At 69.6% G+C, this 12,917-nt stretch carries 12 protein-coding genes; 6 read left to right on the top strand and 6 right to left on the bottom strand.

What is annotated here, in order from left to right; translation table 11 throughout:
* On the top strand, nt 1-910 hold a 910-nt coding region (locus AAHM41_RS34870), incomplete at its 5' end, for a PBSX family phage terminase large subunit (RefSeq protein WP_342241229.1).
* Between the two features lie 1,171 nt (nt 911-2,081).
* Here AAHM41_RS34870 and AAHM41_RS34865 read toward each other — a convergent pair.
* Both AAHM41_RS34865 and AAHM41_RS34860 read right to left on the bottom strand, forming a co-directional pair.
* Complete coding sequence (locus tag AAHM41_RS34865) at nt 2,082-2,588, bottom strand: hypothetical protein (protein WP_342241228.1); 507 nt, start codon at nt 2,586-2,588, stop codon at nt 2,082-2,084.
* Between the two features lie 161 nt (nt 2,589-2,749).
* Complete coding sequence (locus tag AAHM41_RS34860; protein ID WP_342241227.1) at nt 2,750-3,946, bottom strand: hypothetical protein; 1,197 nt, start codon at nt 3,944-3,946, stop codon at nt 2,750-2,752.
* A gap of 270 nt (nt 3,947-4,216) precedes the next feature.
* On the opposite strand from AAHM41_RS34860, the gene AAHM41_RS34855 reads away from it, so the two are divergent.
* Together AAHM41_RS34855 and AAHM41_RS34850 are read left to right on the top strand one after the other, a co-directional pair.
* On the top strand, nt 4,217-4,471 hold the full coding sequence (locus AAHM41_RS34855) for a hypothetical protein (RefSeq protein ID WP_342241226.1): 255 nt from the start codon (nt 4,217-4,219) through the stop codon (nt 4,469-4,471).
* 352 nt (nt 4,472-4,823) lie between these two features.
* Nucleotides 4,824-5,783 (top strand): amidoligase family protein, encoded by a 960-nt coding sequence (locus AAHM41_RS34850; RefSeq protein WP_342241225.1) that lies wholly within the window; start codon nt 4,824-4,826, stop codon nt 5,781-5,783.
* 294 nt (nt 5,784-6,077) lie between these two features.
* Here AAHM41_RS34850 and gshB read toward each other — a convergent pair whose 3' ends face one another.
* From gshB to rsmI, 4 genes are read right to left on the bottom strand one after another with little or no spacing between them, the layout of a single operon-like run.
* Nucleotides 6,078-7,025 (bottom strand): glutathione synthase, encoded by a 948-nt coding sequence (gshB, locus tag AAHM41_RS34845; protein ID WP_342241224.1) that lies wholly within the window; start codon nt 7,023-7,025, stop codon nt 6,078-6,080.
* An 8-nt stretch (nt 7,026-7,033) separates the two neighbouring features.
* Nucleotides 7,034-7,852: a SirB1 family protein gene (locus AAHM41_RS34840; protein WP_342241223.1), complete on the bottom strand. Its 819-nt coding sequence runs from the start codon at nt 7,850-7,852 to the stop codon at nt 7,034-7,036.
* Nucleotides 7,853-7,888: 36 nt separating this feature from the next.
* Nucleotides 7,889-8,263: a YraN family protein gene (locus AAHM41_RS34835; protein ID WP_342241222.1), complete on the bottom strand. Its 375-nt coding sequence runs from the start codon at nt 8,261-8,263 to the stop codon at nt 7,889-7,891.
* A complete protein-coding gene (rsmI, locus tag AAHM41_RS34830; RefSeq protein ID WP_342241230.1) occupies nt 8,253-9,071 on the bottom strand; it encodes a 16S rRNA (cytidine(1402)-2'-O)-methyltransferase in 819 nt (272 codons plus the stop codon). Before rsmI ends, AAHM41_RS34835 begins: the two co-directional genes overlap by 11 nt.
* 170 nt (nt 9,072-9,241) lie before the next feature.
* Here rsmI and AAHM41_RS34825 point away from each other — a divergent pair, with 170 nt between their 5' ends.
* From AAHM41_RS34825 to AAHM41_RS34815, 3 genes are all read left to right on the top strand, one after another.
* Nucleotides 9,242-10,405 carry a penicillin-binding protein activator gene (locus AAHM41_RS34825; RefSeq protein WP_342241221.1) on the top strand — a complete coding sequence of 388 codons (1,164 nt, stop codon included), beginning with the start codon at nt 9,242-9,244 and terminating at the stop codon, nt 10,403-10,405.
* An 86-nt stretch (nt 10,406-10,491) separates the two neighbouring features.
* Nucleotides 10,492-12,090, top strand: coding sequence for a CYTH and CHAD domain-containing protein (locus AAHM41_RS34820; protein WP_342241220.1), 1,599 nt, complete (start codon nt 10,492-10,494; stop codon nt 12,088-12,090).
* A 21-nt stretch (nt 12,091-12,111) separates the two neighbouring features.
* Complete coding sequence (locus AAHM41_RS34815) at nt 12,112-12,744, top strand: nucleotide-binding protein (protein ID WP_342241219.1); 633 nt, start codon at nt 12,112-12,114, stop codon at nt 12,742-12,744.
* Nucleotides 12,745-12,917: the final 173 nt, after the last annotated feature.

The following is a 12,917-nucleotide window of genomic DNA, read 5'->3' as shown; positions in this document are numbered from 1 at the left end:
GCGGATCATCTTCCAGGGCATGCAGAACCACACGGCGGAGAGCATCAAGTCGCTCGAGGGCTACGACGTCGCCTGGGTCGAGGAAGCCCAGGCCCTGTCGATCCGCAGCCTGGACCTGCTGCGCCCCACGATCCGCAAGCCGGGGTCGGAGCTGTGGTTCACCTGGAACCCGACCCGGGCGGACGACCCGGTCGACGCGCTGTTCCGCGGCGGGACGCCGCCGCCCGGCTCTTTGCTGGCGCCGGTGAAATACTCCGACAACCCGCATTTCCCGGAGGTGCTGCGGGTGGAGATGGAGTGGGACCGGGCGCGCGACCCGGACAAGCACCAGCATGTCTGGCTCGGCGGCTATCAGACCTTCAGCGAGGCCCGGGTGTTCAGGAACTGGAAGGTGGAGGCGTTCGAGACGCCGGCCGACGCCCGCTTCCTGTTCGGCGCCGATTGGGGCTTCGCCCGCGACCCGACGGTGCTGGTGCGCTGCTTCGTGCAGGGCCGGACGCTGTTCGTCGACCACGAGGCCCATCAGGTCGGCTGCGAGATCGACCGGACGCCAGCCCTGTTCGACACCGTGCCGGGGTCGCGGCGCGGCCCGATCATCGCCGACAGCGCCCGGCCGGAGACCATCAGCTACATGCAGCGCAACGGCTTCGGCAGCATCACCGGGTCGGCCAAGGGCGCGGGGTCGGTGCAGGACGGGGTCGAGTTCCTGAAGGCCCACGACATCGTGGTGCATCCGCGCTGCCGCCACCTGATCGACGAGCTGGCGCTGTACAGCTATCGCACCGACCCGAAGACCGGCGTGATCCTGGCGGAGCTGGAGGACCGCGAGAACCACGTGGTCGACGCCCTGCGCTACGCCGTCGAGGGGCAGCGGCGCAGCACCTATGACAGCTCGATGAAGTGGGTGTGATGACGGGGCGTTGCCGCCTGCTTCAGCGAGGCCGGGAAATTGCGGGCGGGAGTCCTATCGGACATCAGCCTCCGATCGCCCATGTCACCCTAATTCTTCTGTCTCACCGCAGGGTCAACTCCAAGAGGATGAGCAGCCGCAAAATAGTGCAGTGTCACCGAATTTTCGTCACCGAATTTTCGGCGGGTGCGAGCCGGTTTGGGGCGGCTCCATCAGGCCAGGTTGGGCCGAGGTCCGAATTTCGCCGATATCCGGCCGGCGGATTCAGCATTCCGAAACGGACAATCGCTGGTCCGACCGGCCTCCGAGAGGGATGACAGATGCGACGTTCAGCCTTGCCCACAAAAACAACTGAGCACTGTACATCACCGGCTTCGCAGGCTCCCGTAGCGGATCCGCCAGTCAGACAAATCCCTGGCAACTGCTTACGATCTGCGGCGATTGTCCCAAAAAAAACATACAAACAAAAATCAATGTTCCGATAATTATCGCCACTTTTGCCAATAGGAATATACCAATTCGTTTGATTCGAAGCCATCCCTGTGCCCATCGACGAATTTGGTTACAAAAATTGGAATATACGACATAAAAATCGGTATCAGAAAGTACCATCTAAATCTCCGTCTTTTCTGACCACTCGCAGAATTTCTGTTATCCATGACAAACTCTCTACAAAATGGCAAAGGTAATATTCAACCAATAACATCGAGTCTTAGCCGCCGCGATCGACGGAGCCACGGGGCAAATCTATTTTGCCATGCTCTGGAATAGTAGCAAAGGGGACCAATCGGCCCCGCGCTGACGTCCGGTTTCGGGGGCGCCGCGTTGACAGGCTGCCCGTCCAGAGGGCCCTGGAAGGCCTCCCGATGACTGCCATGGGTCGCGTGCGGTTGTCCGGTTCGGGGAGGCAGCTGTGGCGACGGTTTGGAGCAGCTTGTCGTACCGGACTGGCCGCGGACCGCCGGGAGTCGCGCCGACGGGAAGGGGTGGAGAGTGGTCCTACAGGCTTTTACGAAAGAAGACGACGCGTTTTGTCTCCTCGAACCCTAGCGCCGCATGAAACTTGGACACTAATTCGGTGACGCTGCACAAATTACGCGGTTTGGCGACTGGTGGAATGGACCCCCGAGACAGAAGCATCAGGGCGGCATGGGCGATCGACGGAAGGGTCTCACCGGCGCGCCAGCGACAGGTCCGTCGTCACCCTGGGCACGCCGTGCTCCCCGCTATCGGTCACCAGGATCTGGAGGCGGTCGGGACCCAGGCTGACGATCCGCAGATCGGCCGTCATGTGGCCATTGACCGGCTGGGGCCAGTTGATGAGGACATCAATGGCCGGGCCTGCCAACTGGCCGGTCAGTCGCGCCGGCCCGACCTTCGAACCGGTATAGGTCCCGGTCATCCGGCCGGACTGGGGATCGAGGGACAGGTCGGCGCTGACCGACCGCGAGAAGATCAGATAGGCCCAGCAGGTTCCGTCCAGCGCCAGCCGGTTCGGCTGCCGTTGCAGCACCTCGAAGTCGCACCTCACCTCTCGCGGCGTGGCGTCGGGGCCGTCCGCGACCACGCCCTCGGCATCGAAGGAGCCGGTGTACCGGTCGAGAGGCGCGGCGGCTGCCGACACCGTGAGCATCGCAGCGACGCCCCCAGCCAGGCATGAGAGCTTGGGACGAGGCATGTCCTCATCCTCCTTCCGCCGTCAGGATGCCGAGCCAGCTCAGCGCATCGACCCTCGGAAAGCAACATACAACGACCCAAGGGCCGACGCGGAGGCGAGCGGATGACGGCAGGGCCGGACCACAGGAGGACATTGGCGCGAACGCCTTCGGCCGCCGGCGATCAATCCGGGCGGCCTGGACCTTCTCCACCCCGGTTCGATCCACCCTTGCGCGCGTCCGCCAGCACGCTCTCCAGGGACCTGGGGGGTATGCCGGTCAGCGACGTCAGCCAGGCGCCGAGGGCAATCCACTCGTCGGCGAGAGCAATGGTCTCGTCGAGACCGGCCGATGCGACAGCCGGTTCTTCTTCCGTTGTCCTCTCTCCAATGTCCTCCAGCCAGACGTTCACTTCGGCCATCAGACGATCGTAGTCCTGGTCCAGATCGGTTGCTTCAGCGGCTTCGGCCGGCGGCGGCGCGGATCGAGCCGGAGCGAGCGGCGGAGCTGCCGGTCGACGAGGCAGAACCGGTTTCGGGATCGCAGGATCGCGGATGCCATCCTGCACATCCGCAGCTTCGCGACCTGCCGGAACGGCACCGGGCCGAAACAGCGGATGCCCGGCGATCCTTTCGGTGAGGGACGGACCGGAGCTGGGGACGTTCCCGAGCCTCGGGGCCGAATTGCCGATCCGGGTCGCCGGCCAGGAGGCCGACAGCATCCATGGCTGCTTCGCCAGATCGTCCTGAGGCAGGGCATCCCGGATCGCGTCGATGCTGTGCGTGGGTTCGCCGGCATCGGGTCTCAGTTCCCGCACCTCGCCGATGTAGCCCTTGCCGTATGTGCCGACGAAATCGCCCCGCACGTTCAGGCACAGCCCGACGGGCGCGCCTTTCCGGCGGGCCCGGAGCGAGCGCGCCATCTGCCGCGGCTTGAAGACGTTGAAAGCCGACGCCTTGAGATGCGCCTCCATCCCGGGGCCGTTGAGCGAGACGAACGGACGGCCGGACCAGGCGCCGACCACCTGCGCCAGGGCGCCGCCGAGGGAATGGCCCACGATCGAGACCGGCTTGCCGCCGCAATTCTGCTCGCCCCACCGCACCAGCTTCTTGGCCGAGCCCGCCATGTTGGGGATGACGAGAACCGCAATGCGGGCATTGGCCGAGTTCTGGGAGACCGGAGCGCTCATCGGCCCGCCCTTGGTTCCGGAAAAGGCGACGATCACCTCCTCGTTGCCTTCGAAGACCGACCCCTGGAAGCCGTTGCCGTACCAGGTCGCCTTTTCGGTCTTGCGGACGCGCCAGCGGTTGGGCACATGGCCTTCGGGATCGTTCTGGTACGCCGCATCGGCGATATCGAGATAGTCGCGGATCGTTGCCATTGGACCGGATGATGTCTGCGATGGGATGATCCAGAACTGCCGCCGGTCTGTTGCCGCAGTGTGTCCGTCCCGATCCGGATGGCGACGCCTGTAACAGAGACCCGCGGCACGCTCAGAGGTCGAACAGGTGCCGGATCCGTGCGGCGGGGCCGGCGGCCGCGGTCCGGCCTTGCCGCGGCCTGATCAAAACCATTTTCCCGGGGCATCACTGCAGCGCCCGACGGGACTCCAACGATGATCCCGACACCGGAGCAGAGGGAGGGGCATCCGATGCGTGCGGCCCGTTTCGTCGTCACCCTGCTGGCCGTGCTGGCGCCCGGCAGCGCGCTGGCCATGACGACCTATGTCTACTGCATCAACGACCGGATCGAGATCGACCCGTGCGACCCGCAGCAGATGCGCTCCGACCGCGGGGATTCGGAGATCTGCATCATCGGGCCGACCTTCGATTTCGGGCCGGATGCGAGGCGCTGGGTCGAGGCCAATCTGCGCGCCGGAGTCGGCGGGGCCTGCACCTGCAAGTGATGCCAAGCCTGATTGATGATGACCCATGGTCCTCACCGTCATGGCAGGCCCCGCCCTTGAGTCCACTTTGGGGGCGTGGCCATCCGGAATGGTGGGGTTCGTTCCGGCAGGACTGGATGGCCTCCCCCGGCTTTCGCCGGGGTCGCCATGACGAGGAAGGGGCGGAGAGTCGATCGCAAAGACAACCGGTATGAGCTGGAGACGGCGATCCAGCCTGCCACGCGCGCCGAAGCCTCGCCCCGGCCAGTCGACGCCACGGGGCGACGCTACGGGCGGCCGGGGACTCGCATTGCCCGTCCCACCCCCAATATGAGCCGGGAGCCTGCCCGCGAACAAAGGATCCCGACGGCCCGTGCCGCCATCCGCTTCATTCCAGCCGCTGCCCGCCCCGGCGCCCGAGCCCCCGCGCCTGGTCGGGGTCGAGGTCGAGTTCATGGGGCCCTCCGCCCGCCACGCGGCGCGGGCGCTGGCCGCCGGTGTCGGCGGCGAGGTGGTGGCGGAGGACGCCCATGCCTTCGCGGTGCGGGGCAGCGCCCTGGGCGACCTGGCGGTGGAGTTGGACCTGCGCTATGCCCATCCGCAGCGGCACGGCAAGACCCTGCCGGTGCGGATCGGGCCGAAGGCCGCCGCCGGGCTGGGGTGGCTGGTGTCCGGCGCGGTGCCGCGCGAGCTGATCGTGCCGCCGCTGCCGGTCGAAAGGCTGGCCGAGGTCGACCGCATCCTCGGCCTGCTGCGCACGGCCGGGGCCCATGGGCGCGGCGCCACGCTGTTCGGGTCGCTGGGCCTGCATTTCAACATCGACGCGCCGGCCGCGGACCTGCGCCGGATCACCGCGGTGATGCTGGCCTTCGGGCTGATGGAAGCGGGGCTGCGGCGCGAGATCGCGCAGGGGCAACCACGGCTGGAGCGGCATCTGCCGCCGCCCTATCCGCCCGACTTCCTGCACCGGATCGCGGCGCCCGGCTACCGGCCCGACCAGGCCGGGCTGGTCGACGACTACCTGGCCGCCAACCCGACCCGCGACCGCGGCCTGGACCTGCTGCCGCTGCTGCTGGGCCTGGACCCGGCGCGGGTGCGGGCCAAGCTGCCCTATGAGAAGATCGCCGCCCGCCCGGTGTTCCACTACCGGCTGCCGCAGGCCCATCCCGGCGACGCCGGCTGGAGCATCGCGGCGGACTGGAGTCGGTGGGTGGCGGTCGAGCGGCTGGCGGCCGACGAGGAGCGGCTGGCCGCAGCGGCGCGGGCGTATCGCGCCGGGGATGAGGCGTGGGGCGACGGGAGCGGGCTGGTGGACGCCGCCTTGCCCAGCTGACGGTCGATGCCCCCCAGAGCCGTTTGGGCCGGATCACGTCAGCCGGCTCGGTCCGAGCGAACCCCCTCCCCCTATCCCCCTCCCGCAGGGGGAGGGGGGACTCAAAAAGAGTCGATGTATGAATGTCGTAGCGCGAGCGGGAGAGGCTTTTTCAAAACAGCGACCCATCCCTTTGCCGTCATTCCCGCGAAAGCGGGAATCTCTATCCGGTCAAAGCGTTGCGAGATCCCCGCTTTCGCGGGGATGACGGATTCAGGGATTTCGAAAAGGTCCCTCGATCTCGCGACCCTACCCCTACATCGCCGCCCGTCGCGCCTCGATCGCGTCCCACAGGGTGGCCTCGATCTTCACCCCGTCCAGGCGGTTGATCTCGTGGATGCCGGTCGGCGAGGTGACGTTGATCTCGGTCAGGTAGTCGCCGATCACGTCGATGCCGACGAAGATCTGGCCGGTGGCCCGCAAATCCGGGCCGATGCGGGCGCAGATCTCGCGCTCGCGCTTGGTCAGCACGGTCTTCTGCGCCCGGCCGCCGACATGCAGGTTGGCCCGGGCCTCGCCCTCGGCCGGCATGCGGCTGACGGCGCCGACCGGCTCGCCCTCGACCAGGATGATGCGCTTGTCGCCCTGGCGGATCTCCGGCAGATAGCGCTGGACCATGATCGGCTCGCGATACATCCGCTCATAGACCTCGAGCAGCGCCACCAGGTTCTCGTCGTCCGGCCGGATCCGGAACACGCCGGCGCCGCCATTGCCGTAGAGCGGCTTGACGATGATGTCGCCATGCTCGCGCCGGAAGGCGCGGATCTCGTCGCGGTCGGAGGTGATCAGGGTCGGCGGCATCAGCTCCGGGTAATGCGTGACCAGCAGCTTCTCCGGCGCGTTGCGCACCTCGCGCGGGTCGTTCACCACCAGGACGCGGGCGGCGACATGCTCCAGGAGATGCGTCGCGGTGATGTAGCCCATGTCGAAGGGCGGGTCCTGGCGCATCAGGATGACGTCGACGGCGCCGAGATCGAGCGTCTCCCAGTCGCCGAAGGCGTGATGGGCGCCGCGCACCGCCCGCACCGACAGCGGCCGGGCCCTGGCGGTCAGGCGGCCGTCGCGCAGGGTCAGGGCCCGCGGCAAATAGTGCCACAGGCGGTGGCCGCGCGCCTGCGCCTCCAGCGCCATGGCGAAGGTCGAATCCCCGCCGATGTCGATGGTCTCGATCGGGTCCATCTGGATGGCGACGGCAAGGCCCATGATTGTTCTCAATTGAGACTGGTGCGGAAGGATTGGAGCAGGATCGCGGCCTCGTGCCGCTGGACCTCCGGCTCGCCGGGGGCGGAGACGTAGCGGTCGAGCGCGTCGATCGCGGCGCGCATGTTGCCGAGCCGGGCGTAGAGGATGCCGGCCTCGCGCAGCAGCGGCGCGTGCAGGGGGGCGAAGCGGCGCATCGCCTCGATCACCGACAGCGCCTTGCCGAAATCGCCGGCGCGGATGTGGCGGACCTTCAGGTTGTTCTGCAGCCGCAGCAGTATGTCGCGGTCCGACACCGGCTCGTAATGCTCGGGCGTCAGCTCGGCGCCGGCGTCGAGCACGGCCTTCAAGAGGTCGCGCAGCTCGCCCGGGCCGCGATTCATGCCGGCATGGAACGGGTCGAGGATGGTGCGGGCGCCGCCGGCGTCGAGCCGGACCAGGAAATGGCTCGGGAAGTTCAGCCCGACCATGGTCCAGCCCTGGGCCCGGGCGACGTGCAGATAGAGGATGCCGAGCGTCACCGGCAGGCCCTTCCGCCGGTCGATCACCCGCATCAGGTTGGCGTTCTGCAGGTCGTCATAGCTGTCGACGTCGCCGGCATAGCCCCAGCGCCGGGCCAGCACCGCGGTCAGGGACTCGGAGGGGGGCAGCCGCTCGGATTCGCGGGCGACGTCGCCGACCAGCTGGTCGAGATGGCGGCGGTACCAGTCGAACCCGACGCCGCGCGGCCGGTCGAGCGCCGCCAGCGCCAGCGCCGCCTCGGCGAGATCGATGGCGTCGTCCGGCTGAGCGCCGGCGCGGTCGAGTATCGACTGGATCGTCGGGTCCATAGTTCCTGACTTAGCCCGATCCCGTCGCTGATTCCACTACCGATCGACCTGCCAGGCGTTGGCAATATGGACAGGCCAGCGCCAGGGCCGCACCACCACCAGATCGAAGCGCAGGTCGTGGTCCCGGGCATAGCGCGGCTGCTGCGCCAGGAACAGCGTCGCCGCCCGCTGCAGCCTTTCGCGCTGGCGCGGCTGCAGCGCCAGCATCCCGGCGGCCAGGTCGGGCCGGGCCTTGACCTCGACGAAGGCGACGGTGCGGCCGCGCCTGGCGACGATGTCGACCTCGCCGAGCGGCGTCTTCAGCCGCCGCGCCAGGATGCGCCAGCCCTTGGCGCGCAACAGCCACGCCGCCGCCCGCTCGGCCCGCAGGCCGAAGATCTCGGCCCGGCGGCGAGAGGGATCAGCCCGCATCGCCGGCGAGGTCGAGCGCCAGGCGGTAGACCTCGCGCTTCGGCTCCCCGGTCGCCGCCGCCACGGCCTCGACCGCGTCGCGCAGGCTCATGCTGGCGAGGGCCTTGCGCAGCTGGCCGGCGAGGTCCTGTTCGCTCGGCCGGGCCGCGGCGCCGGGCGGGCCGATGACGATGACGATCTCGCCCTTGGGCGGCCCGGCCTCGGCGTAATGCGCCGCGAGGTCCGGCAGCGGGCCGCGGCGCACCTCCTCGAACAGCTTGGTCAGCTCGCGCGTCACCGCCGCCTCGCGGTCGCCCAGCACCGCCGCCAGGTCGGCCAGGCATTCCGGCAGCCGGTGCGGCGCCTCGAACAGGATCAGGGTGGCGGCGATCGGCGCCAGCTCGGCCAGGAAGGTCCGGCGGGCCGCGGATTTCGGCGGCGGGAACCCGGCGAACAGGAAGCGGTCGGACGGCAGGCCGGACAGCAGCAGCCCGACCAGCGGCGCCGAGGCCCCGGGCAGGCAGGTGACGGGCAGCCCCTGGTCGCGCGCCGCCCGGGCCAGCTTGTAGCCGGGGTCGGAGATCAGCGGCATGCCGGCGTCGGAGACCAGGGCGATCGCCTCGCCCTCGGCGATCCGGCGCAGGAGAAGCGGCCGCATCTCGGCGGCGTTGTGCTCGTGATAGGGAATCAGCCTGGTGCGGATGCCGTGGATCGACATCAGCCTGCCGGTCGTGCGGGTGTCCTCGCAGGCGATCGCGTCGGCGCCGCGGAGCAAATCGAGCGCCCGGAGCGTTATGTCGCCGGCATTGCCGATGGGGACCGCCGTCAGGTACAGGCCCGGTGCCGGTTTGCCCGGCCCCGGTTTACTCGGCCCCGGTTTACTCGGCGATGCCGCGCCGGTAGGGTCGGCGGCAGAGGGCCGCCGCTGCCCGGAGGATTGTCGAGAGTGAGGGGGCGTCCGTGACAAGACTTGCGACAGTCAGTGAGGGGTCGATGGGCATGGGCACGAAACTGCGCCGCCTCGTCCGGCTGGCAGGAGCCGCCGCGATGGCCGCGGCGCTCGCCGCCTGTGCCCAGACCGTACCGAGGCCGACCCCGATCACGCAAGCGCCGACGGAGCCGAGCGCGCCGACCCGGCCGGATGACGGCGTGCTGCGGGTCGGGCTGCTGCTGCCGCTGTCCGGCGGCAGCGCTTCGCTGGGCGAGGCGATGCAGCGTGCGGCGCAGATGGCGGTGTTCGACACCGGCACCCAGGTCGAGCTGCTGCCGCGCGACACCGGCGACAGCCCGACCACCGCCGGCCAGGCCGCGCAATCGGTGATCGCCCAGGGCGCCGACATCATCCTCGGCCCGCTGTTCAGCAAGTCGGTCGGGCCGGTGGCGCAGCAGGCCCGCGCGGCCGGCATCAACGTCGTCGCCTTCAGCACCGACACCGCCCAGGCCGGCGGCAACGTGTTCCTGATGAGCTTCCTGCCGCAGCAGGCGATCGACCGGATCGTCGGCTACGGCGCCAGCCAGGGCATGCGCCGCTTCGCCTTGCTGGCGCCGCGATCGGCCTATGGCCAGATCGTCAGCCGGGCGCTGGCCGAGGCCGCCGTCAAATACAATGTCGAAGCGCCGGTGGTGGAGCTGTACGACAGCAAGCTGTCCGACCCGACGGAGCTGCAGCAAAAGCTGCAGGCGACCCAGGTGGACGCCGTGATCGTGGCCGATGTCGGCAGCCGGCTGAGCGTGGTGGCGCCGATGCTGGGCTATTCCGGCATCACCGCCAAGCTGATGGGCACCGGCCAATGGGACGACCCGCAGGTCAACCGCCAGCCCTATCTGGCCGGCGCCTGGTACGCCTCGCCCGACCCGTCGCGCCGCGCTGATTTCGAGAGCCGCTACGCCCAGCAGTTCGGCGGCCCGCCGCCGCGGCTGGCGACGCTGGCCTATGACGCGGTGGCGCTGACCGCGTCGCTGGCGAGCCAGCCGGCCTACGGCAGCAACCCGTTCAACACCACGGCGCTGCAGGACCCGAACGGCTTCGTCGGCATCGACGGCATCTTCCGCTTCGGCCCGAACGGGCTGGTGCAGCGCGGCCTGGCGGTGCTGCAGGCGGAGCCGAGCGGCCCGACCGTGGTCGAATCGGCACCGGACAGCTTCTCGGGCGCCGGGTTCTAAGACCTTTTTGGGGATACTCGGGCGCCGCGTTTTAGGATAGGTACGGGGGCTCCGGCGTCGTCGACGCCGTGAGCCGGGAGATGCCGATGTCGACCGTTCAGCCGAGCCGGCCGAACGAGCAGCCGAGCGGGGGCGGCCTGCCCCCCGAAGCGCCTGTCGAGATCGAGTTGAAGCTGCGCGTGGCGCCGGGCGATCTCGACCGGCTGCGCGGCGCCGACGTGCTGACGCGGATCGCGGCCGGGGCCGGCACCACCCGGTCGCTGACCTCCTTCTACTACGACACGCCGGACTGCGCGCTGCAGCGCCGCGGCGTCACCCTGCGGGTGCGCCGGATCGGCCAGCGCTTCGTCCAGAGCCTGAAGACCGAGCGCCGCGGCGACGGCCTGGCCCGCGGCGAGTGGGAAATCGCGCTGCCCGCGATGGTGCCGGCGCCCGACGCCTTCGACGACCCGGACGCCAAGGCCCTGCTGGACGGCGTGCCGGTCGAGGCGCTGACCCATCTGTTCACCTCGCGCATCCAGCGCGAGACCCGGATCCTGTCGCTGCCGGACGCGGTGGTCGAATGCGCCTTCGACACCGGCACGATCGAGACCCGCGACGCCAGCGACCCGGTGGCCGAGGTCGAGCTGGAGCTGAAGGAGGGCCGCACCGCCGCCCTGTACCGGCTGGCGCTGTCCTTCCTGGACGAGGTGCCGCTCAGGGTCAGCGAGGTGACCAAGGCGGAGCGCGGCTACCGCCTGGTGGCGCGCCGCCCGCCCGGGGTGATGTACGACCCGAAGACGACGCTGACCTCGCGCATGACCGTGGACGAGGCGATCGCGGTCGTGCTGGCCCGCTGCCTGCGGCACTGGACCGCCAACGAGGCGGCGGCCGAGGAGGGCGGCGATCCCGGCGGCGTGCACCAGATGCGGGTGGCGCTGCGCCGGCTGCGCTCGGCCCTGACCCTGTTCAAGAAGACCGTGCCCTCGCCCACGCTGGACTGGCTGCGCGACGAATCGAAATGGCTGGCCGGCGCGCTGGGCCCGGCACGCGACTGGGACGTCTTCCTCGGCGCCACGGTCGAGCCGCTGGACACGATGCGGCCGGACGACCCCGGCATCGGCGCCCTGCGCGCCGCGGCGCAGCGCCAGCGCGAGGCCGGCTACGCCGCGGTGCGCCAGGCCCTGGCCGATCCGCGCTGCGCCCGGCTGCACCTGACGCTCGGCGAGTGGCTGGAGCGGCGGGGCTGGCGCGACCACGCCTCGACCGCGACGCTGACCGCGCTGGTCGAGCCGATCGACGGGCTGGCCGGGCGGCTGGTCGCCCGGGCGCATCGCAAGGTGGTGACCCAGGGCCGGCACCTCGCCCGGCTCGACCCGCATCAGCGGCACCAGGTGCGGATCGCGCTGAAGCGGCTGCGCTACGCCATGGACTTCTTCCGCCCGCTGTATCCGGAGAAGCGGGCCAAGCCCTTCGCGTCGCAGCTGTCGAAGCTGCAGGACGCCTTCGGCCATCTCAACGACGTCGCCACCGCCGAGGCGCTGCTGCAGCGCGTGGCCGCCGACTCCGCCGATCCGGCGCTGCACCGCGCCGCCGGCATGGTGCTGGGCTGGCACGCCCGCGGCGCCGAATCGACCGAACCGGAGCTGCTGGCGCAATGGGACGCCTTCCGCAGCGTGAGACCGTTCTGGACCAAGGGCGAGTAAGCCCGGAGAGGGGATGCCGGCATGATTTCCGTGCTCGTCGCCAACACCAAGGGCGGCTGCGGCAAGACCACGATCGCGACGACGCTGGCCTCGGCCTTCGCCGGGCAGGGCCATTTCACCGTCCTGGCCGATGTCGACCGCCAGCATTCCAGCCTGGACTGGGCCAAGCGCCGGCCGGACGCCGCGCCGGCCCTGGCGGGGCTGGACTGGGCGAAGTCGGATTTCGCGGTGCCGAAGGACGCCGAGCGGGTGGTGATCGACGCCCCGGCGGCGCTGAAGATGAAGGATGTCGAGACGCTGGTGAAGATGGCGGACGTCATCATCCTGCCGGTGCTGCCCTCGGCCTTCGACGAGGCGGCGACCCGCCGCTTCCTGGACCGGCTGGAGGAGCTGAAGCCGATCCGCAAGAGCCGCGCCGCGGTGGCCATCGTCGGCAACCGGATGCGGGTGCGGACCCGGGCGGCGGCCCAGCTCGACACCTTCCTCGGCGGGCTGGGCCACACGGTGGTGTCGCGGATCCGCGACAGCTCGGCCTACACCGAGGCCGCGGCCGACGGCCTCAGCGTGTTCGACCTGCGCGGCCGCCGCGCCGAGGATCTGCGCGCGGACTGGGCGCCGCTGCTGCGCCATATCGAGCAGGCCGGTACCGCCTGACTCACCGAGTCGAGGCCAGAGGGTCGGCCTCTCCCTCTGCCCTCCCCCTCTCGCGCGGGAGGGCATTCACACATCGATCGGCGACAGCGATGGTGGGCTTGCGAGACCACTGCCTCTCCCGCTTGCGAGACCTTTTCAAAACGGCTGAGACCCAACCTTTTATAGTCCCCCCT

Source organism: Inquilinus sp. OTU3971, from assembly GCF_038440215.1.
Note: the sequence above shows the minus strand (reverse complement) of the source record. Positions and strands in the feature narration are given on the sequence as shown.

Bases quoted from the DNA above. Each gene is read 5' to 3' on its own strand.
- AAHM41_RS34865 (WP_342241228.1), bottom strand. From the start codon at position 2,588: ATGCCTCGTCCCAAGCTCTCATGCCTGGCTGGGGGCGTCGCTGCGATG.
- AAHM41_RS34835 (WP_342241222.1), bottom strand. From the start codon at position 8,263: ATGCGGGCTGATCCCTCTCGCCGCCGGGCCGAGATCTTCGGCCTGCGG.
- AAHM41_RS34840 (WP_342241223.1), bottom strand. From the start codon at position 7,852: ATGGACCCGACGATCCAGTCGATACTCGACCGCGCCGGCGCTCAGCCG.
- AAHM41_RS34860 (WP_342241227.1), bottom strand. From the start codon at position 3,946: ATGGCAACGATCCGCGACTATCTCGATATCGCCGATGCGGCGTACCAG.
- AAHM41_RS34815 (WP_342241219.1), top strand. From the start codon at position 12,112: ATGATTTCCGTGCTCGTCGCCAACACCAAGGGCGGCTGCGGCAAGACC.
- gshB (WP_342241224.1), bottom strand. From the start codon at position 7,025: ATGGGCCTTGCCGTCGCCATCCAGATGGACCCGATCGAGACCATCGAC.
- AAHM41_RS34820 (WP_342241220.1), top strand. From the start codon at position 10,492: ATGTCGACCGTTCAGCCGAGCCGGCCGAACGAGCAGCCGAGCGGGGGC.
- AAHM41_RS34825 (WP_342241221.1), top strand. From the start codon at position 9,242: ATGGGCACGAAACTGCGCCGCCTCGTCCGGCTGGCAGGAGCCGCCGCG.
- AAHM41_RS34855 (WP_342241226.1), top strand. From the start codon at position 4,217: ATGCGTGCGGCCCGTTTCGTCGTCACCCTGCTGGCCGTGCTGGCGCCC.